Below are 20857 nucleotides of genomic sequence, written 5' to 3' on the forward strand. Positions count from 1 at the left end.
TGCAGCAGGGGCGGGTGCAACAGAGGAGTTTTCGATGGCAACCGTGCAACACCACGCAGGAGTCGGATCGTTCCAGTCACCGGTCGCCCGGGGCCAGGGGATGCTGACCTTCGCGGCCGTCATGCTGGCGGTTCTGGCGCTGTTCAACGGCCTGGACGGGATCGCGGCGATCAACCACTCGCACGTCTTCACCCAGAACGCGCACTACATCTTCGGTGACCTGCGCGCCTGGGGCTGGGCGATGCTCGCGCTGGCGATCGCCCAGGGCTTCGCCGTCGTCGGGATCCTGGCCCGGGTGCCGGTGGCCCGGTGGTTCGGCGTCGGAGTGCTGATCCTGAACGCCTTCGCGCAGATGGCCTTCATCCCGTCCTATCCGGTCTGGTCGGTGTCGATCCTCGTCCTCGACTTCGTCGCCATCTACGCCCTGGTCGTCTACGGCGGCAGACTCCCCGAGGAGGAGGCGGTCCGCAGCGCCGGCCCGCTGGCCACGTCAGCGGCACCGGCAGCAGCGCCGCCGGCCGCACCTGCACCGCCGGCCCCACCGGCTTGACCAACCCCATCAGTCCCATCAGCCCCACCAGTCCCGCAAGGGAAGCAGCCCGGAGCGGCGAGCACCGCAGAAGGTGCTCGCCGCTCCGGGCTGCTTCCCCGGCGAGCGGGCGGGCGCTCACCCTTTCGGGCCGCGCACCTGGCGGCGGCCCGTACCGGCTTCGAGGATGAAGGCACCGACGCACGTTCACCCCGCGCCGCCCCGCCCTGCCCCGGAATCGAGACGACCGGTATGCCATCGACCCCAGCGACCCCCGGTACGACGTCATCAGCGCCCGGGAGCGGCGGCGGTTCCCAGGCCATGGCAAGCGGCCTGGTCGTCTTCGCGGCGGTGATGCTGCTGATCAGCGGCTTCCTCGCGCTGTTCCGCGGCATCATGGGGATCGCCGAGGACGACGTGTTCGTGCGGACCCCGAACTACGTCTTCAAGTTCAGCCTGACGAGCTGGGGCTGGATCCACCTGCTCCTGGGAGTCCTCGCCATCGCGGTGGCCGTCGGACTCTTCAGGCTCGCCGTCTGGGCCCGGATCCTCGGTGTGATCGTGGCAGGCGTGCTCATCGTCGCCAACTTCCTGTCCATCCCGTACTACCCGGTCTGGTCGATCACGGTGATGGCCACCTGCGCCTTCGTCATCTGGGGGCTGTGCGTGATCCGTCGGCACGACGTCTGAGGGGTCCGGGGATGCTCGGCGCCCGCGCGATCCTGAACGACGTCACGGCCATCGACCGGGCCGTGTACGCCGCGGTGGCCACCACCGCGACCCCCGCGCTCGACGCCGGCCTGCGGCGCCTGTCCGCCGCGGCCGACCACTCCAAGATCTCGCTCGCCGTCGCCGCCCTGCTGGCGCTCCGCCGGGGGCGGTCGCGGCGGGCGGCGCTGTTCGGCACCGCCGCCCTCGGGGTCGCCTCGGCCACGGCCAACCTGGCCGCCAAGCAGCTGGTGCGCCGCGCGCGCCCGGATCGGGCCGGGAGCGGGAGCAGTCCGGAGCGGTACGTCCCGATGCCGGTGTCGGCGTCCTTTCCGTCCGGGCACACCGCGGCCGCCGTCGCCTTCGCGATCACCGTCGGATCCGAACTCCCGGCCGCCGCCACGCCGCTCGGTGCGCTGGCCTGTGTGGTGGGGTACTCGCGGGTACACACCGGGGTGCACTACCCGGGCGACGTGGCCGCCGGGGTGGTGATCGGCATCGCGAGCGCCGCCGCGGTGTCCGCGTTGTCCTCGGTACCTGCGGTGTCTGCGGTGTCCGCCGTCATGAACCGCTGAGCCCCGTCGGGGACGCGCCGGTGCCGGCCAGACGTGCCATGGTCAGCGCCTGGTGGCGCAGCACCGCCAGGTCGATCGGCGGCTTGACGCGCGGCACGCCCGGCCGCTCCCGGGGCACCCGGACCCGCAGCGCCAGCGGTCTGATGGTGAGCCGTACCGGCGTGGGCATGAGCACGGCCTCACCGTCGATGCCGACCGCGACCTCGGGGGTGTCCGACTCGACGACCACCTCGTGGGCGACCATCGTGCGCAGTCCGCCGGCGTGGCGGCCGCGGAGCAGCTCGACCGCCTGCGCGGCGCTGTCGACCGTGATCGCGATGACGCCGAGCACGCCGGTGTCGAGCCGGGCCCGCTGACCCAGTCCGATCGGATCCCCGAGCCCGTACGGGTTGTTGCTGACGAGCAGCGCCGTCGGGGCGTCGATGACCACCTCGTCGTCGATCCGGACGCGCAGCTGCGGTCCGCGCCGACCCGAGAGCATGTCGGGAAGCAGCCGGAGCGTCGTGCCCCGCTTGTCGTCCCGGTAGTCCGGACTCCGGACGACCTCCGCGTAGGCACCGAAGGAGGCGTTGTTGACGAAGGTCCGCCCGCCGATCAGTCCCAGGTCCAGGCAGAGCTCGACGCCGTCGCGCAGGGCGTCGAGGCCGGTGTCGGGCCGGTCCCGGTCCAGCCCGAGGTCCATCGCGAAGTGGTTGCGGGTGCCCGCCGAGACGACGAGGAACGGGAGGTCGTGCTCGGCCGCGATGCCCGCGACCAGCGCCTGGGTGCCGTCGCCGCCCGCGACCCCGAGCAGGTCGGCCCCGTCCGCCACCGCCCTGCGTGCCAGCGCGTCGACATCGACCTGTCCGGGGCCGTCGAGCAGGGCCAGCTCGGCGCCCAGGGCGGCCGCCTTGACGTCCAGGGCGAACCGCTCGACCTTGCCCCCGCCCGAGCGGGGATTCATGATCAGAAACGGTCGGGCCGGGGGCGGCATCTCGCGTTCGGGCATGCCGGAGGGCCGGGCCGGTGTCAGGGCGGCCCTCGCGGCGGCAACCGCGATCGCCGCCAGCAGCAGGACCAGCATGATGTCCGTCAGCCGGCTGTGGGCGATGTAGACGACGATGACGGCGACCGGTGCGGCGACCGCGACGCCGGCGCAGACCCAGCGCAGCGCGCCTCGATTGCTCAGGAACCACCAGAGCGAGGCGAGGGCCACCACGAGCCCGAGCAGACCCGTGGCCAGCACGGCGAGACTGCTGCGGCCGCCCAGGACCAGCAGCGCCAAGGCGCCGAGCGCGGCCGCGTATGCCAGCCGGGCGAGCCAGCGCCGGGTTGCGTCCGGACCGGGACCCGCGTCCGGGCCGGGACCCGCGTCGGGGCCGGGACCCGCGTCGGGGTCGTGATCTGGGCCCGGATCGTGCGGCGGCTTCTCGGCATCGGTCATGGCTCCTCCGGGACCGCTCCGGTCATCGTCCTATCCACGTTAGTACCGGGCCCGGCCCGCCACCCGCCCGCTGCGCCCGCCTGACGGCATCGCAATCTGATCGGAAATGAGTGAATGCGTTGACTCTTGTCGGACCTTGATAGGTGCAATATCGTATGGCACTGCTGTTCAGATCCGACGGCACGTCACCCCCCCCACGCTGTGCCGCGCCGGCGACGCGCGCTCACCGAGCACGCCGCCATGCCCCCGGGTCCACCCACCCGCCGGCGTCCGGCCAGATCCCCCATGTTGGAGTCCCGCATGCGCACTCCCGTCCACCGCCTTGCCGGCGCCCTGGCCTCGCTGGCCCTGGCCGCCTCCGGCCTCGGCGCCCTCACCCTGAGCGGCGCCACCACCGCGGCCGCCCTGAACAACGGCAACGCCCTCACCCCGCCGATGGGCTGGAACTCGTGGAACAGCCTGGGCACCCAGGTCAACGAGCAGCAGGTCAAGCAGACCATCGACTTCATGTCCGCCAACGGCCTGGTGCAGTCCGGCTACAACACCGTCACCATCGACGACGGCTGGTCGGTGCGTCACCGCGACGGCCAGACCACGGACTTCGCCAAGACCGCCGACAACGCCATGCAGCTCTACGACAACAACGGCAACCCGGTCTCCGGCACCGACGGTACCGGGAACGACACCACCAGCGGACACCTGACGCCCGACCCGACCAACTTCCCCTCGCAGACCGTCAACGGCCAGAGCCTCAACGGGATCCAGTACCTGGCCTGGTACGCGCACAGCAAGGGCATGAAGTTCGGCCTGTACGCCACCGACACGTACACCACCTGTCAGGGCCACCCCGGCAGCCTGGGCCACGAGAGCACCGACGCCACCGACTTCGTCTCCTGGGGCGTCGACTTCGTCAAGTACGACGACTGTCCGTACGGCCCCACCATCACCGGGCCCGACGGCTACGCCTACTACCCGCAGGGCGAGGGCAAGGAGCTCACCGAGTCCATCTACGCCCGCACCCAGACCTTCCAGCGCGCGCTGGACGCCGCCACCGCGGCCCAGGGCAAGCCGAAGGTCACCCTCAGCCTGTCCGCGCAGCCCGCCCACACCGGCATCCCCTACCTGCTGAACGCCAACGACCCGGCGCGCACCGACCCGGTGATCCAGGCCGCCGGACCCACCCCTGCGCACCAGGCCCCCGGCTACGCGCCCACCGGCGTCTGGTGCGGCCAGGTCGCCAACATGTGCCGGATCGGCGGCGACCGCGACAGTGACCTGAGCGGCGTGCTCTACAACGGCCAGCTCCGGGCCGCCCTGCAGTACCCGGGCAACGTGCGCCAGGGCAGCTGGAACGACATGGACATGATGTTCACTGGCTGGCAGGACGTGAACGGCGTCTGGGGCGTCACCGACACCTATCCCGGCAACAAGCCGTTCACCGACACCGAGTCGCAGACCGAGATGTCCATCCTCTCGATGATGGCCGCCCCGCTCATCTCCGGCGCCGACCTGCGCAACGCCGCCGACGCCCAGCACAGCGCGAACGGCTACACCTGGTCCACCGGCATCAACTCCTCCGCCCTGGCCATCATGAAGAACCCCGACGTGATCGCCATCGACCAGGACAGCCTGGCCAAGCCCGCCACCCTGGTCGGCAGCCCGCCGGCCTCCGCCACCGCGCCGGTGATCCTCAAGCGCACCCTGGCCAACGGCAACCTGGCCGTCGCCCTGGTCAACCAGGACCCGAACAACTGGGCCATGCCCAGCGCCAGCTTCGCCGCCCTCGGCCTGACCGGCTCCAGCTACAACTACCGGGAGATCTGGAGCGGCGCCACCGGCACCACCACCGGCACCATCGGCGGCAACTGGATCCCCGCGCACGGCACCGCGCTCTACATCATCGCCGGCGCGGGCAACACCACGGGCGGTGGCACCGGCGGCGGCACCGGCCAGGCGAGCATCGTCGGCGACGGCAAGTACCACGCGATCAGCGCGGGTGGCACCGGCGGCCAGGCGCTCGAGGTCCAGGGCGGCTGCTACGCCAACGTGGGCGGCAACTCCGACATCAACGCCTACCAGAGCGGCAACGCCGCGCAGCAGTGGCAGTTCAGCCCGAACTCGGACGGCACGGTGACGATCACCAGCAACTGCTACACCGCCGCCCAGTCGCACACCGTGCTCGCCGCCGGCGGCGGAGTGGGCGCCGCCTACCTGCTCAACCCCTCGGCCAACAACCCCTGGCAGAAGTGGAAGGTCGCCCAGAACAGCAGCGGTGCCCTCACCATCACCAACGTGGGCAACGGCCTGACCCTGGACGTCGCCGGCACCACCGCGGGCTCCACGGGCATGACCAACCCGTCCAACTCGTCCGCCGCCGGCCAGAGTTGGACCGTCCTCTCCTGAAGTCCTGACCAACCCACACGTGGCAACCCGCAAGCCGCAGGCGCACGCGCGCCTGCGGCTTGCGGCTTGCGGTTCAGTGCCCGGCGAGGGTGGCGAACCAGGTGCGGATGCGGGGGTAGGAGGCCAGCGCCGATCCGTTGTGGTCGGTGGCGCCGGCGTCCAGTACCGGTGCGTACACCCCGGCGGACGCCAGCTCGGTCTGGCAGGTGTGGGTGTTGGCGGGCGCCACGTCACGGTCGCCGTCCGCGTCGTAGAGGCGGACCGGTGCCTGCGGGGACCACCGGCAGACGCTGTCCGCCGCCTGGAACATCCGCGCGAACTCGCCGGTGGGGTGCTGGAGTTGTGCGAGGAAGGCCGGGGTGAAGAGCTGCTGCAGGCTGTCCGGGAGGGCGGCGGCCACCTGCTCGTCGGTGTGGTCTCCGTCGAACAGGGCGGTGACCGTCCGGTCGTACGGCGCCTTGAAGGCCTCGGCGGGGGAGGCGTAGAGCGGGTGCAGCCGGTTCCACGCGACCACCAGGTCGGCTGCGTAGAACGCGGCGTGCGAGCCGAGCAGGCCACCGTTCAACGCGGCCGGCAGCTCGCTGCCCGCCAGGTCGTAGGGCCCGCTGACCGGGGCCAGCGCGGTCAGCCGGTACCCCGGGACGCTGCCCTCCTGCAGCGCCCGGCCCACGCTCATCGCGGCCGCCCCGCCCTCCGAGAACCCGGTCACCAGGACTCGGCCGTCGGCTCTCGTGCCGCGTCCGGCCTCGACCGCGCGGGCGGCGGTCAGCAGGTCCACCGAGGCCGTGGTCTCCGAGCGCACGTCCAGGTACGGGTGCGTGCCCGGCCCGACCCCCAGTCCGAGGTAGTCCGGCGCCACCGCGGCGAAGCCGTCCCCGGCGAACATCACCGCCGCCGCCCGGTCGGGTCCGTCCGCCACCGACGGTGCCTCGCCCCGGTAGGCCATGGTGCCGTGTGTGTACTCGACGGTGGCCAGTGCGCGCGGCCCCGGATCGCGCGGCAGCGCGAGCACCCCGCTCGCGGTGGTGGGCCGCCCCTCGGGGGTGATGGTCCGGTAGACCACCCGGTCCACCTCGACCCCGTCCTGCTCGGCCGGGGTGGCGAAGCCGATGCCCTGGACGTAGGCGGTGGCCTGCCCGGCGTCCAGCGAGGCCAGCGGCGTCACGGAGACCACGCTGCCGCGCTGTGCTCGTGCCGTCTCCTGGTCGGCCGCCGTCGCGGTGGCGGTGCCGGCCACCACCGCGAGGCAGAGCATGGCGGCGGCTGCGGAGAGCCGGTGGGTGGTGCGGCGGCGCGACTGCAGGTTCGTCATCGAAGTCTTCCCTCGCTCGGCTGCGCTCCCGGGGGCTTCCCGGTGCCCCCAATACTTCCGGCGCGGCCGGCCGGGAACGATGGAGCTGCCCGGCGTCCCGGGGTGGGGAAAACCACCCGGAGAACCCGCCCGGTAACCCGCCCGGAAAAGCGCCCGGTAACCCACCCGCGCCCCCGTCTGCTGGCGGACTCGGCGCAGAAGGCGCAGCGTGGAAGGAGCGGAGCGGAACCGGAACGAAGGGGTGAACGGGCGTGGACGGAAACGGCTCGGCCCGCCGCGTCGTGGTGGGCATCGACGGCTCGCCCTCCTCGCACGCGGCGCTGCGATGGGCGGTCCGGCAGGCGCAGCTGATCGGCGCGAGCATCGATGCGGTGGGGGTGTGGGAGCCCCCGTCACGGTATGGATGGTCGGCGCCCGTGGTCGATACCTCCTTCGACCAGGTGATGGCCCAGCGGCGCTTCGCCCAGGAGCTGGATGAGGTGCTGGGACCGGACCGGCCGGCGGAGGTGAACGAGCAACTGCTGCTCGGCGACCCCGCCAGCGTGCTGCTGGACCTGTCGAAGGGCGCCGAACTCCTGGTCATCGGCAACCGGGGGCACGGCGGCTTCGTCCGCGCGCTGCTGGGCTCGGTGAGCCAGCAGTGCGCTCAGCACGCAGAGTGCCCGGTCGTGATCGTCCGTCCCCAGTGAACGCCGCGTCCCGCCGGCCACAGCGCGAGGCGCTCCTCCCCGACAGTGGGAGAGGAGCGCCTCGGCGTGACGAGCTACCGCATCAGGTGCCGCTCCACCACATCCGGTCGGAGTTGCAGTTGATCAGGTTGGGCAGCGGCGCGTACACCACGAGGTTGCCGTCGGTCTGGAAGCACAGGTAGTAGTACCGCCCGGTGTTGCCACCCGTACGCGAGTTCCAGAGCCACTGACTGCCTTGGTAGACGACGAAGTTGCCGTCGTTCTGCATGATGGCGTAGGCGCCCGGGAAGCCCTCGGTCTGGCTGTCCCACAGCGCGTTGCCGGCGTTGTCGTAGATGACGAGGTTGCCGTCGTACTGCATGACCAGCTGGTACGCGGCCACGCAGACCCGCTCGCCGGACGAGATGGTCGTGCCGCCTCGGAAGATCTGGTTGGTCGGCGAGCCACCGTTGCACGGGCGCCATGCATCGGTCGGAGCGGCGCTGGCTGAGGTCGGGGCGAGAAGTGCAGCGGCGGCGGCAGCCGCCGCGATCGTCGCGGACAGTGCCTTGCGGAGACGCATCGTGTTGCCTTTCGTGTCGATGAAATGGGGTCGACGTTCGGGCACTGCTCGGCGCGAGGGCATGGACCCACGGCCGATGTCAGGTGCGGGTCACCCGGAATCCTATGGCCGAGATGTGCGGTCTGCGTGGACGGATGTGTCCTTGCGTGGAGATGACGTCAGGTCCATGGGGGCAATGACCTCAGAAGCCCCTTGCGCAACAGTTCGAGTGGGGCATGCAGAAGGCCCGGCCCCCCAGGAGGGGGACCGGGCCGTTGACCTTGCGGTCTCTACAGGTGGGCCTAACAGGACTTGAACCTGTGGCCTCTTCCTTATCAGGGAAGCGCTCTAACCGTCTGAGCTATAGGCCCTTGCCGTGCAGAAACATTAGACGACCGATCGCTGATCTCACAAATTCGCGGCTTCCCCACGCCTCATGCGGGCGGCCGGCGAGGATGCGGCGGGCTCCGGAACCCGGGCTCGGCCGAGTCGGACAAATCCTGGTTCGGACGGATATGGGCGATCTGAAGCCGAGAACAGCGCCAAGATAGACACATAACATGTCACATCTTATTGATTTGCTGCATGGCGCGTGAGACCGTCCCTGACAACGCCTCCACGATCTGTGCCCGAGGCCGCATCCACTGGTCCCCCACCATGGAGTGACGATGCGTCAGTTATTTCGGCTGCCCGCAATCATGGCCGTACTCGCCGCGGCGAGTACGGCCGTCGCCGGGTTCGCCGCCGTCCCGAGCTTTGCCGACGCGACGGTGAAGCCCGGCCGGCAGGTCACCCAGGCCGCGAACCCCAATCGTGGTCTGCCGCCGACCGGCGGCATAGCAAGCACCAACGACCGCTCCACCGTGCAGAACGGCGGGCTCGCCCCCGCCCAACTCCCGCCGCGTGCACCGCAGTCCGCCGCCCCCAAGGCGCCTGCGGCCAGGCTCGCCGGGTCCCGGGCGGGCGCTGCGGCCGCCACCACCTCCTGTACCCCGGCCGACTTCAGCGGTCGGACCGGCTCCGCTCTGGTCGGCTTCATCGAGGGCTCCAGCCAGGACTGCATCAGCTCGCTCTTCCTCACCACCGGCAGTACCGCCGCCGGTGTGTTCAAGGAGAGCCAGATGATCGCGGTGGCCAACGGCTTCCAGGGCGCCGCCTCGTCCTACGCCGGCGACAACTCCACCGGCCTGTTCCAGCTGGAGTACTTCCTGCAGGCCGGCTACTACGTGCAGTACTACGACTCCGCGGACGTCGGCAGCTACGACGCCTCGCTCACCAACGCGGTGCAGGCCGGCCTCGACACCCTCGTCGCCAGCCCGCACCTCGCCGACGTGAGCGACGGCAACGGCCAGGTCGGCGGCGAGGCGATGATCCTCAGCGACAGCGCCAACCTGCAGGCCCGCTACATCAACACGTACAAGCAGGTGCTGAACGGCTACAACAGCTCGTACAACTCCTCCTGGTACATGGTGAACTTCGTCAACTCCGTGTACACCCCGATCTTCCGCGGCCACCAGAACCCGGCCTACGTCGCCGCGGTGACCGCGGACCCGAGCCTGATCAACACGCTGGACGGCTTCGCGCTGAACCACAGGGACCTGCTGGGCACCGGCAACTCCTTCCTGGCGTCCAACGCCGGTCTGGAGACCGCCCGGTTCATCGAGCACCCGGCGCTGGTGGCCACCGTCCGTCCGTTGATCAAGGGCCTGATGGGCATCTCCTCGATCACCGGCCCGACCTCCGCGCTCTGGGTCGGCGTCGCCGGGATGGCCGCCTACTACGACCCGACCGACTGCTCCTTCTACGGCGTCTGCAATCTGCCGCAGCAGCTCAAGGCCGCGGCGCTGCCGATCAGTCACACCTGCGACGCGACCCACAGCATCCTCGCCCAGAGCCTGACCGCAGCCGACCTGTCGGCCGTCTGCACCAGCCTGGAGAACGAGGACGGCTTCGTCCACAACCTGGTCAAGGACAACGGCCCGATCCCCGGCCAGTACGAGAACTCACTGCAGATGGTGGTCTTCGCCTCCCCGCAGGACTACCAGATCTACGCGGGCGGCATCTACGGGATCGCCACCAACAACGGCGGCATCACCCTGATCGGCGACCCGACCAACCCCGCCAACCAGCCGATCTCGATCACCTACCAGAACGGCAACGACGGCTTCACCGCCGGCGTCTGGAACCTCAACCACGAGTACACCCACGCGCTCGACGGCCGGCTGGACATGAAGGGCAACTTCACCCAGCAGACCGTCGTCCCGGACGTGTGGTGGATCGAGGGTGTGGCCGAGTACGTCTCGTACAGCTACCGGAACATGACCGACACCGGCGCGGTGGCCGTGGCCCCGCTGCACACCTATGCGCTCAGCACGCTCTTCCAGAACACGTACCAGAACAGTGACCAGACCCGCACCTACCCGTGGGGCTACCTGGCGGTCCGGTACATGTTCGAGAAGCACCCGGACGTCATCCAGAGCATGCTGAGCCACTTCCGCACCGGTGACTACACCGGCGGCTACGCGGCCTACAACTCCATCGGCACCGCCTACGACGCCGACTTCAACACCTGGCTGGACGCCTGCGCCGCCGGCGCCTGCGTGGTGGGCGGCAGCCCGACCGCCGCCTTCACCGCCACTCCCGCGGCCCAGACCGTCCAGTTCACCGACCAGTCCACCGAGGCCGGCAGCGGCAGCATCTCGTCCTGGGCCTGGAACTTCGGTGACGGCACCGGCTCCACCAGCCAGAACCCGTCGCACACCTACAGCGCGGCCGGCAGCTACACCGTCAGCCTCACGGTGACCGACAGCAATGGCAAGACCAGCAGCATCACCCAGTCCGTCACCGTCAGCAGCCTCACCGCCTGCACGGCCGCCGACACCCGGGTCCTGGGCCAGAACTGCTTCCGGGCCAACCAGTCCGCGACCGCCGGGAACCTGGACTACTACTACATCTACCTGCCGGCCGGCACCACCACGCTGAAGATCAACAGCTCCGGCGGCACCGGCACGGCCTACCTGCTCTACAACCCCAGCACCTGGGCCACGCCGAACGCCTACACCAACGGCTCGGTCACCTACGGCACCACCGACCAGAGCCTGACCGTCACCAACACCACCGCCGGCTACCGCTACATCAGCCTCTACGGCGAGACCGCGTTCAGCGGTGTCACCGTGAGCACCCAGTACTGAGCACGACGCCCCAGTCACGACTCGCAGCAGCACCAGCAGCAGCAGCGGCGGCGGCCCGGAGCACCCAGCTCCGGGCCGCCGCCCCGGTTCCACAGCGGGCGAAACGCGAGTCCGCGTCAGCCGGTGCCCCAGCGGATCGCGGCTGCGCCCGCGTAGTCGCCCGCGTGGGCGAAGCCGCCCAGCACCACCAGGTCGCCGTCCTTGAGCCGCCCGGAGCGGATGGCGCGGTCGAGGGTGATGGGTATCGCCGCACCGAACAGGTTCCCGCAGCTGTCGAAGGTGTCGGCGTGGCGATCCACCGGCAGCCGCAGAGCCTCCCGCCAGTTGTGGAGGAAGGTGCGGTTGGGCTGGTTGGTCACCAGCAGGTCGATCTCGGTGGTGCCGACCCCGAGCCGCCGGCACAGGTCGGTGACCACTTCCGGCACCAGGCGGTTGCCACGCTCCAGGACCCTGGCGATGGCGGCCTCGGTGAAGCCGATCCGCAGCTGGGACTCGCCGGGCTCCCAGTACTTGCGGCCGTCGTCCAGCACGGCCGTCATGTCGCCGCCGTAGTCGCTGATGTGGCGGGTGACCAGGTCGAGGACCGGGGACGCTCCCGACGTGGTCACGTACCCCACCCCGCAGCCGTCCCCGGGGATCGCGGCCTGGGCGAGCCGCCGTACGTCCGGCTGGGTGAACAGCTGACCGGCGGCGCTCTGCGCGTTGCAGATCAGCGCGGTCCTGGCGTCGGTGGTGGTGAGGATCTGCCGGGCCAGTTCGAGCATGTGGACGAAGGACGCGCAGCCCGCGTTGGCCACGTCGATCAGCCACTGCGGCTTCAGCCCGAGCCGGCGTGCCACCTCGGTCCCGGCGCCGACGAACGGCGTGTCCGGCAGCTGGCTGTGCATCAGCAGGACGTCCACGGAGCGGATCTCGGCCGCGCCGTGCCGCTCGATCAGGGGCGCGACCGCGCGCTCGACCATGTCCACGTTGCTCTCGTCCGCGGCCACGTGGTGCCGCATCGGGGGCACCCGGAACATGGGGTTGTCGCGGAGCTTCTCCTCCGCGCCGGGGTACTCGGTGTAGAACTCGGCCGGGACCGGCTCGCCGGGCAGGTAGCCGGCGACGTCGGTGAGGCTGACCGTGGTCACCGCACCACCGCCGTGGCGGGGGAGGAGCTGATCGGCAGGCCGTTGCGGTGGCGGTGCTCCAGGATCGCCTTGAGGTTGCCCATCTCCACCGTGTGGCCCGCGTAGAAGAGGTCCCAGTAGTCGCCGACCCACGGGCGGTCGACCCGCGGCGCCAGGCCGGGGTGGGGGTTCGCGTCGTAGTACGGGTGCCGGCAGTTGGTCCAGGTGATCACGGAGCCGGGCTTGCCGAACACCAGCTGGGCCGGCAGGACCCGCATCAGGTAGACCATCCAGAGCTCGTCACCCTGGTCCCAGGAGCAGTGGAAATCCACCGTCATGGCCTCGGCGCTGGTCTCCACCCGGCAGAAGATCCGGGTCTGCTCCTCCAGGCGGTCGTCACCGACCCAGAGCCCCGGGGTGTCGGTGGGCCCGAAGTTCCGCAGGCTGAACGTCCACTCCTCCAGGTGGTGGCCCTGCTTCAGGTACTCGTAGGCCTGCTCCGGCGGGCAGTCGACGTACTCCTGGATCGTGCAGTACTTCCCGTAGACCTCGCCGTGCGGGTAGGCGGGCCGGGTCAGCTCGGCGCAGCGGGCCATCAGCTGGTCCAGACCGGTGTTCTCGACCCTGGTCAGGCCGGGTATGTCAGCCAACACGGACTGGTCCGCGCTCATGGGTGGTCTCCTCGTTCTCGGCCGGCAGCCGGCCGGCGGTGGTCAGGAAGGGAAGGAACGGTGGTATCTCGGCGGGGTCGAAATCCAGCGTGACGAAGGCGGGACCGTTGCCCGCGTTGCTCCGCAGCAGCGCCTGGCGCAGTTGTGCGGCGTCCTCGGCCCGCGTCACGTCCAGGCCGGGGAACATGTGTGCCACGCCCGCGGCGATGTCCGCCGGGCGGAACAGATTGACGGGGTTCGCCGCCCCGAGGAACAGCTGCTCACGCGTGGCGCACATGGCGTGGGCGTTGTTGTTGAAGATCACGAAGGTGACGGGCGCGGCGTGCTCGACCGCGGTGTGGACCTCCATGCCGTGCATGAAGAACGCACCGTCACCGGCGATCACGTAGGTGCGCTGCCCGGTGGCCAGCGCCGCGCCGATACCGGCACCGAAGGTGTAGCCCATGCCGCCCATGCCGACGGCCACCACGAAGCGGCCCTCGCGCGGGGCGGGGAGCAGGTGGATCGCGCTGGCCCCGGCGTTTCCGGCGTCCACGAAGACGTGTGCGTCAGGTGGCAGAGCGGCCTCGACCGAGGCCACCGCCGCGGCGTAGGAGGTGCGCGGGACCTCCAGGGGGACAGGACTGCGAGGGGGTCGCGGGGTCGGCAGCGGGGAGGGGCCGGTGTGTTCGGGAGCCGGGCGCGCACCGGGGCCCAGGCGGGCGGCCAGCAGCCGCAGGGCCTCCCGCAGATCCCCGCGAACGGAGACCCCGGGCACGAACGGCGGCTCGGGATCGACGCAGATCACCGAGGCCCCGGCCAGCTCCTGCTCCAGTCCGCCGCGGGCCATGGCCGGCAGCCGGGTGCCCACGAGCAGGCAGACATCGGCCTGCCGCAGGCACTGCCGGACGTTCTCGTGACCCATCACCCCGGCCACTCCGGCGAACCGGGCGTCGTGGTTGTCGAACACGTCCTTGGCGTCCGGGGTGACCGCCACCCAGGCGCCGAGCCGCCGTGCCAGCTCGGCCAGCTCCGCCCGCGCGCCGGCCGAGGCGACGCCCTCGCCCGCGATGACCAGGACGCGCCCCGCGCTGCGCAGCACCTCCACCGTGCCGTCCTCGACGTGCGGTTGCACACCGGCACCGGCACCGGCACGGGCCCGCGGCGCGGCCGGCGCCGGGTCCCGCAGCTCGACCAGCGCCTGCTGCACGTCCTTGGGCAGCAGCAGCACGGCCGGCCCCTTGGGGTCGCTGTGGGCTGCCGTGATGGCCCGGGCCAGCAGCTCCGGAATCGCGTTCGCGTCATCGACCCGGGCGCAGAACCGGGTCACGGGGGCGAACAGCTCCCGCGCGTCGAAGGAGCCCGCCTTGCCGCTGGAGTCCTGGAACGCTCCGCGCCCCTCCGAGTCGGTGGGCGGTTGCCCCACGAACGCCAGCACCGGCACGCGCGAGGCGTGCGCCTCCGCCAGCCCCGGTATCAGGTTCACCGCTCCGCCCCCCGACGTCACGGCGACGACGCCGAGGCGCCCGGTCGCCCGGGCCTGCCCGTCCGCCATGGTGGCGGCGGAGAACTCGTGCTTGGCCACGACGGTGCGGATCACGTCGCCGGTGGCGTGCAGGGCGTCGTACAGGTCCTCGATGTTCGCGCCACCGACGCCGAACACGTGCCTGACGCCGGCCCTGGCCAGCTCCCTCGCCAGGTAGTCGACGAGCCGGACCTCGGCAGTCATGCGGTGCTCCTGTCGGACGGGCCGGGCCGGACGATGTGGCCGGACGGCGAGATGGTCTGGAAGCGGTGGCGGTACTCGTTCGGCGTCAGTTCCAGGGCCCGGCCGAAGGAGCGGAAGAACGTCTCGGGGGCCGGGAACCCGCAGCGGCGGGCGATCTGAGCGACCGGCAGCTCGGTGGTCTCCAGCAGCTTGCGGGCCCGGGCGATCCGCATCTGTTCGATGTACTGGCCCGGCGGCGTGCCCACCTCGCGCCGGAACACCCGGGCGAAGTTCCGCACGCTCATATTGGCCCGCTCGGCGATCTCGGGTACCGGCAGTGGATCCTCGAGGTGCTCGAGGATCCACTCCTGCGCGGCTCGGATCGGTGCGCGATCGGCGAGTTGGGCATCGAGGATGGCGCTGAACTGCGACTGCCCGCCGTTGCGCTTGAAGAAGAGGACCAGGTAGCGCGCCACCTCCAGCGCGAAGGCCGCGCCGTGATCGGCCTCCACCAGCGACAGGGCCATGTCGATCCCGGTGGACACCCCGGCCGAGGTGACGAACCGGCCGTCCCAGACGAAGATCGGCTCGCTGTCCACCGTCACGTCCGGGTACCGCTGGGCCATCTCCTCGCAGAAGGCCCAATGGGTCGTGGCGCGCCGCCCCTTGAGCAGGCCCGCCTCGGCGAGCAGGAACGCCCCGCCGCACACCGAGGCGACCCGGCGCGACCGGGCGGCCGCCTGCCGGATCCAGGCGACCAGCTCCCGGTCCGCCAAGGCGTCCCGCAGGCTCCAGCCGCCCGGGACGAGGAGGGTGTCGATCGGGCCGTCTCCCGCGTCGAGCGGCTCCGCCGCGATCACCATGCCCGAACAGGTCCGCACGAGCGGCGCATCGGCGGAGACGAACTCGATCCGATAGCGGACACCCGCCTCGGGGAGCCTGCGATTCACGGTGTCGAACACCTCGATCGGCCCCGCTATGTCCAGTGCCTGCGCACCTGGATAGACCACCACCACAACCCGTCGCTGCTGCACGGTCACAGTCTGTATCCGGCGCTGGATGGCAACAATGACGGTCTACTGACGAATTCGGCCACCGGTGGTCGCAGGGAGATGGCGCACCCTACTGACCAGTAATGATCGCGGAGGGTGAGGGTGCGGTGTGAGCGGCGTCATATCGAACGGGATCGCGCCGGAGGTCGAGCGCCGGTGGCTCCGAGGTGAAGTTGCGCCGTGCCCGGGGAATCCTTGAGTCGACGGACGGGCGAAGCGAGATGATCACCATGGCCCCACCGACGGTGGGCGGCAGCCGGCCCAGTGGCTCTCTCCTCACGGGTGCGGCCGTGGCGACGGCGGCTCCGGACGGAGTGCTGACGGGCTGGAGCGCCGGCGCGCAGTGGCTGCTCGGGTACTCCGCGTCCGAGGCTGCGGGCCGGCCGGCAGCGGACCTGCTCGCGTCGCCGCTGCCGCGCTCGGCCCGCGAGCGGCTGGCCGACCGGGAACAGGAACGCTGGGTCGGCCGGGTGGTTCTGCGCCACCGCGACGGGGAGCCGGTGGACTGCCGACTCTGTGTGCGTCCGCTGTCCGCCGGTGACGGGCGGGTCGGCTGGCTGTTCGAGGCCGCCCCGCTGGGGCAGGGGGACGACCGCGACAGTGACCCGCTGGTCCACTGGGCGTTCGACCAGTCCCCGTTCGCGGTGGCGATCTACGACACCGACGGCAGGTTCCTGCGCGTCAACACGGTTATGTCGCAGCAGCTCGCGGCCACCGAGGGGGAGCTTCGCGGGCTCCGGATCACGGACCACCTGCCGGATCCCCTGTTCGAGGTTCCGCAGCGCAGCGTCGAGCGAGTGGCGGGGACGGGCAGGCCGGAGCAGATCGAGAACTGCGTGCAGGTGCCGGGAGATGCCTTCCCGCATGCCTGGACCGTCCACTTCACCCCGGTCAAGGACCAGGCAGGGCTGGTGCAGGCCGTGCAGCAGACCGTGCTCGACTTCTCCGAGCAGCAGGCGGCTCGGGAACGTCTGGCGCTGCTCGACGAGGCCAGCAGGCGGATCGGCAGCAGCCTGGACGTGGCCCGGACCGCCCAGGAGCTGGCCGACGTGGCCGTGCCCGCCTGCGCGGACTTCGTCTCGGTGGATCTGCTCGACGCCGTGCTGCAGGGGGACGAGCCGGCGCCGATCCCTACCGGTGGGGGCCTGGTGCTGCGCCGGGTCGCCGTCCGCTCCGAGGTGCCGGGTGTTGTCTCTGTCGGCGAGCCGGCCCGCTATCCGGAGTCCTCACCGCATGCCCGCTGCCTGGCCGGCGGCCGCGGCACCGCCCACCGGATCACCGACCCCGAGATCGCCCACTGGCTCGCCCACGACCCGGACCGGGCGGCCTGGATACGTCGGCACCAGCCGCACTCGCTGCTCACGGTTCCACTGCGGGCGCGTGGGGTGAACCTCGGCGTCGTCCTGTTCACCCGTTTGGCCGCATCCGCCGCGCCCTACGGGCAGGATGACCTGGAGATCGCCGAGGAACTGGCGGCGCGGGCAGCGGTCTGCATCGACAACGCCCGCCGCTACACCCGCGAGCACACCACCGCCCTCACCCTCCAGCACAGCCTGCTGCCGCAGGGGGTGCCCGAGCAGGCCGCCGTCGACGTCGCGGGCCGCTACCTGCCCGCCGGCTCGAAGGCCGGTGTCGGCGGTGACTGGTTCGACGTGATCCCGCTCTCCGGCGCCCGGGTCGCGCTGGTCGTCGGCGATGTCGTCGGCCACGGCATCCACGCCTCCGCTGCGATGGGGCGTCTGCGCACGGCCGTACGCACCCTCGCCGACGTCGATCTGGCCCCGGACGAGTTGCTCGCCCACCTGGACGACCTGGTCGTCCGGCTCGGCACGGGGCAGGAGTGCGCTGACCTGCCACCCGGAGAACTCGGCGCCACCTGCCTGTACGCGGTCTACGACCCCATCTCCCGCAGGTGCTCGCTCGCCAGTGCCGGCCACCCCTGGCCCGCCCTGGTGACCCCTGACGGCACCGTGGACTTCATCGAACTCCCCACCGGCCCGCCGCTGGGCCTGGGCGGGCTGCCGTTCGAGTCGGTCGAAACCGAGCTTCCCGCGGGAAGCCTCCTCGCGCTGTACACCGACGGGCTGATCGAAGCCCGCGGCCGCGACATCGACACCGGCCTGAACGCGCTGCGCACGGCCCTCTCGGGCCCGGTCCCCCCACACGACAGCACCCCCGACCTCGACACCACCCCCGGCCTGGACACCACCCCCGACCTGGACATCCTCTGCGATGCCGTCCTGGAGGCGATGCTCGACGAGCGGTGCGCCGACGACGTCGCGCTGCTCGTCGCCCGCACCCATGCTCTGGACGCCGGGCACGTCGCCTGCTGGGACCTGCCCGCCGATCCGGCCGTCGTCGCCGAGGTCCGGGCGCGGACGACCGCGCAGCTCCACGCGTGGGAGCTGGACGAGCTGGCCTTCGTCACCGAACTCGCCGTGAGTGAGCTGGTGACCAACGCGATCCGCTACGGCGCCGTGCCCATTCAGCTGCGGCTCATCAAGGACCGGACGCTGATCTGCGAGGTCTCCGACGCCAGCAGCACCGCACCGCACCCGCGTCGCGCCCGGATCTTCGACGAGGGCGGACGCGGCCTGATGATGGTCGCCCAGCTCACCGAGCGCTGGGGCACGCGGCACACCGGCACCGGCAAGACCATCTGGGCCGAGCAGCCGCTGCCACGCGCCCGGCGGGAGTGAATCCCGCCGGGCGCGTCAGACTTCCTCGACTATCCGGGGAGCAGGGTCAGCTGATGCTCCAGTGCTGCAGTGCCGAGCCGGTGTCGGCCTGCTGGGTGACCAGCGAGCCGTCGGCGGTGGAGGCGGTGGTCAGCAGCAGACCGCTCTTCTGGGAGGCGAGGGCGTACCCGCCGCTCACCGCGGTCACCAGCCAGCGCTGGTTGCTGCCACCGGTGCAGGTCCACTGGATCACCTGGGCACCGGCGGCGGTGGAGCCGCCGCTGACATCCAGGCAGAGCTTCGACTGGCCGTTGGTGATCTGGTAGGAGCCGTCGGACTGCTGGGTGAAGACCCAGTTCTGGTTGCTGCCGCCGTTGGCGGCCCAGGTGATGAGCTGGGTGCCGGCGGTGACGGAGTGGTTGGGGTCGTCCAGCGCCTGGCCCGCGATGGTCAGCGTGTGGGTGCCGTTCAGGGCCGCCGAGCCGGTCGGGGTCAACGTCAGGGTCTGCTCGGCGGCTGTGCGCGCACCGCCGACCGCGCTGCCCGTGGTGTCGGTCCAGCTGCGGGTGGGAGTGGTCTCGGCGAGGCGCCCGCCGTTCGACGAGAGTCCGAGCACCAGGCCGCTGTACCGGTTGACCAGGTGCAGGCCGCCGGCCGTCGGGCTGCCGGGGATCAGGAACCACTGCTGGCCCACCGACGGGCCGCCCGAACCCGCCGCCGTGACAGTCGGCTTGGCGCCCCAGGCGCGGCCGGCGGTGTGGGCGGAGTCGACGCCGAGCAGCTTGCCCGTACCGGAGTTGACGATCTGGTAGGAGCCGTCGCCGTTCGCTGTGAAGTTCCAGCCCTCCAGAGCGGATCCGGTGGGTGCGGCGAGCGAGGTGGTGGCGGAGCCGCCGGAGGACTGGGCGAGGACCCGGCCGTCGGCGTTGGCGATCCGGTAGGTCTTGGTGGTGTCCACCGGCGCCGCCGGGGACGGCGTGTCGACGGTGACGTCGGTGTACTCGCCGCTGGAGCCGTTGGAGCAGCCGAACGAGCAGTAGGAGCGGAAGGTCTTGCCGACGATGCTGCCGCTGGTGCGGCTGACCCCGTCCAGGAAGGAGCGGTACCAGGAGGCGGTGTGGTAGCTGCCGGTGTCGCCGAGCAGGCTCCACTTCTGGGTGGCCAGGTCCTTGGTGGCGTAGAACTGCTGCGGGGCGTTTCCGCTCTGGTCGACGGCCTGTGGCTCGCCGATGTACAGGCCAAGGTAGGCGTCGTAGCTGACGTTCATGACGAACAGCGGGGAGGTCGGCGGCATCAGGCCGGCGGCGATCTGCTGCGCGGAATTCCCGGTGTTGGCTGGGTTGTACTCCGCCGAGGGCGGGGTGTAGCCGGTGCTGTTGGTCGAGTCGACCGGCACCATGTTGCTCTCCAGCCCGCCCTGCCCGGGCTGGGACCAGGAGCCGTCGTACCACTTCTGCCAGGAGCCGGACGCCATCTTGGCGCTCATCGGCGCCCGCGCGGCGTGCTCGTAGAATGCCGTCCAGCTGCCGTTCTTGTCGATCACGCGGGAGCCGTAGAAGACGTAGAAGTAGCCGGAGGCGGTGTCGACGAAGAGCCGCTGGTCGCCGTCGCCGTAGTAGTAGGTCTGGCCGGGGAACTGGGTGGTGTCGCCGCGCTGGGTGCTGTACGGCGAGGTGACGGCGTGGTCCTTGATGGTCCAGGTGTGGCCCTGGTCGGTGGAGACCGCGTAGTCGATGGCGTCGTAGTGCAGGCCGTCGTTGAACGGTGAGGGGGTGAACTCGTTGTGCACCAGGCCGTACCAGTCGCCGGTGTCGGGGTCGACCCAGGTGCCGATCAGGTCGCAGTAGTTCTTCTGGGCGTAGCTCGATCCTGCGGGGGCGTAGGTCGCGGTCAGCCCGGTGGGGCTGTTGTTGCAGCGCCAGGTGGTGTCGTTGTTCTTGTCGCTGGAGTTGGCGGGGTTGACCGCGTTGTCCAGCGCGCTGTCCGCGACGGCGGAGTCGAAGTCGGTGCCGGTGAAGAAGTTCCAGCTGCGCGGGTCCTTGACGCCGTAGATGGCCTGGGACTCCTGGTAGTGGAAGGTGCCGTCCTTGTCGATGTACGGCGAGGCCGGGCTGTCCATCACCTGGCCGAACGGCACCGGGGCGCCGACGCTGACGCTGTACCCGCCAGTGGGAGTGGTGGTGGGAGCGGCGGCTGCCGGGACGGCGGCGAGGCCGGCCAGGCTCAGGGCCGCGCTGGTGAGGAGCGCGACCAGGGTGGTGCGGGGTGGGGGGAACACGGATTCTCCTT

The 20857-nt window shown here is 71.0% G+C and carries 15 protein-coding genes and 1 tRNA gene; 7 read left to right on the top strand and 9 right to left on the bottom strand.

Annotated elements, in window-relative coordinates:
- Positions 1–34 precede the first annotated feature (34 nt).
- The 3 genes from AC060L_RS21855 (at position 35) to AC060L_RS21865 (ending at position 1812) form a co-directional block, all read left to right on the top strand.
- Positions 35–550, top strand: coding sequence for a DUF7144 family membrane protein (locus AC060L_RS21855; RefSeq protein WP_483800533.1), 516 nt, complete (start codon positions 35–37; stop codon positions 548–550).
- Between the two features lie 300 nt (positions 551–850).
- Positions 851–1219, top strand: coding sequence for a DUF7144 family membrane protein (locus AC060L_RS21860; RefSeq protein WP_483800534.1), 369 nt, complete (start codon positions 851–853; stop codon positions 1217–1219).
- An 11-nt stretch (positions 1220–1230) separates the two neighbouring features.
- Positions 1231–1812: a phosphatase PAP2 family protein gene (locus AC060L_RS21865; RefSeq protein WP_483800535.1), complete on the top strand. Its 582-nt coding sequence runs from the start codon at positions 1231–1233 to the stop codon at positions 1810–1812.
- On the opposite strand, the gene AC060L_RS21870 is transcribed toward AC060L_RS21865, so the two are convergent.
- On the bottom strand, positions 1799–3235 hold the full coding sequence (locus AC060L_RS21870) for a diacylglycerol/lipid kinase family protein (protein WP_483800536.1): 1437 nt from the start codon (positions 3233–3235) through the stop codon (positions 1799–1801). The two genes, AC060L_RS21865 and AC060L_RS21870, sit on opposite strands and share 14 nt — an antisense overlap.
- A 300-nt stretch (positions 3236–3535) precedes the next feature.
- Between AC060L_RS21870 and AC060L_RS21875 the strand changes: the two genes are divergently transcribed.
- Positions 3536–5638 (top strand): alpha-galactosidase, encoded by a 2103-nt coding sequence (locus AC060L_RS21875; RefSeq protein WP_483800537.1) that lies wholly within the window; start codon positions 3536–3538, stop codon positions 5636–5638.
- A 73-nt stretch (positions 5639–5711) separates the two neighbouring features.
- On the opposite strand, the gene AC060L_RS21880 is transcribed toward AC060L_RS21875, so the two are convergent.
- Positions 5712–6950, bottom strand: coding sequence for an alpha/beta hydrolase family protein (locus AC060L_RS21880; protein ID WP_483800538.1), 1239 nt, complete (start codon positions 6948–6950; stop codon positions 5712–5714).
- A gap of 251 nt (positions 6951–7201) precedes the next feature.
- Here AC060L_RS21880 and AC060L_RS21885 point away from each other — a divergent pair, with 251 nt between their 5' ends.
- Complete coding sequence (locus AC060L_RS21885) at positions 7202–7639, top strand: universal stress protein (protein ID WP_483800539.1); 438 nt, start codon at positions 7202–7204, stop codon at positions 7637–7639.
- 82 nt (positions 7640–7721) lie between these two features.
- Here the strand turns inward: AC060L_RS21885 and AC060L_RS21890 are convergent, their stop codons facing one another.
- Positions 7722–8201, bottom strand: a complete 480-nt coding sequence (locus AC060L_RS21890; protein WP_483800540.1) for a hypothetical protein — start codon at positions 8199–8201, stop codon at positions 7722–7724.
- Positions 8202–8477: 276 nt separating this feature from the next.
- Positions 8478–8551: transfer RNA gene (locus AC060L_RS21895), tRNA-Ile, on the bottom strand.
- Positions 8552–8848: 297 nt separating this feature from the next.
- Here AC060L_RS21895 and AC060L_RS21900 point away from each other — a divergent pair.
- Complete coding sequence (locus AC060L_RS21900; RefSeq protein WP_483800541.1) at positions 8849–11371, top strand: collagenase; 2523 nt, start codon at positions 8849–8851, stop codon at positions 11369–11371.
- A 116-nt stretch (positions 11372–11487) separates the two neighbouring features.
- Here the strand turns inward: AC060L_RS21900 and AC060L_RS21905 are convergent, their stop codons facing one another.
- Genes AC060L_RS21905 through AC060L_RS21920 form a run of 4 tightly spaced genes read right to left on the bottom strand, consistent with a single transcriptional unit; the run spans position 11488 to position 15872 of the window.
- Positions 11488–12501: a ketoacyl-ACP synthase III family protein gene (locus AC060L_RS21905; RefSeq protein WP_483800542.1), complete on the bottom strand. Its 1014-nt coding sequence runs from the start codon at positions 12499–12501 to the stop codon at positions 11488–11490.
- Positions 12498–13151: an SRPBCC family protein gene (locus AC060L_RS21910; RefSeq protein WP_483800543.1), complete on the bottom strand. Its 654-nt coding sequence runs from the start codon at positions 13149–13151 to the stop codon at positions 12498–12500. Before AC060L_RS21910 ends, AC060L_RS21905 begins: the two co-directional genes overlap by 4 nt.
- Positions 13123–14859 carry a thiamine pyrophosphate-binding protein gene (locus AC060L_RS21915; protein ID WP_483800544.1) on the bottom strand — a complete coding sequence of 579 codons (1737 nt, stop codon included), beginning with the start codon at positions 14857–14859 and terminating at the stop codon, positions 13123–13125. The genes AC060L_RS21910 and AC060L_RS21915 overlap by 29 nt, the downstream gene beginning before the upstream one ends.
- Entirely contained in the window at positions 14856–15872 is a 1017-nt protein-coding gene (locus AC060L_RS21920) for a GlxA family transcriptional regulator (protein WP_483800545.1), read from the bottom strand. Before AC060L_RS21920 ends, AC060L_RS21915 begins: the two co-directional genes overlap by 4 nt.
- Positions 15873–16120: 248 nt before the next feature.
- On the opposite strand from AC060L_RS21920, the gene AC060L_RS21925 reads away from it, so the two are divergent.
- Positions 16121–18589, top strand: coding sequence for a SpoIIE family protein phosphatase (locus tag AC060L_RS21925; protein ID WP_483800546.1), 2469 nt, complete (start codon positions 16121–16123; stop codon positions 18587–18589).
- 46 nt (positions 18590–18635) lie between these two features.
- On the opposite strand, the gene AC060L_RS21930 is transcribed toward AC060L_RS21925, so the two are convergent.
- Complete coding sequence (locus tag AC060L_RS21930; RefSeq protein WP_483800547.1) at positions 18636–20846, bottom strand: RICIN domain-containing protein; 2211 nt, start codon at positions 20844–20846, stop codon at positions 18636–18638.
- Between the last annotated feature and the right edge of the window lie 11 nt (positions 20847–20857).

It is taken from the genome of Kitasatospora sp. NEAU-69 (assembly GCF_057158765.1).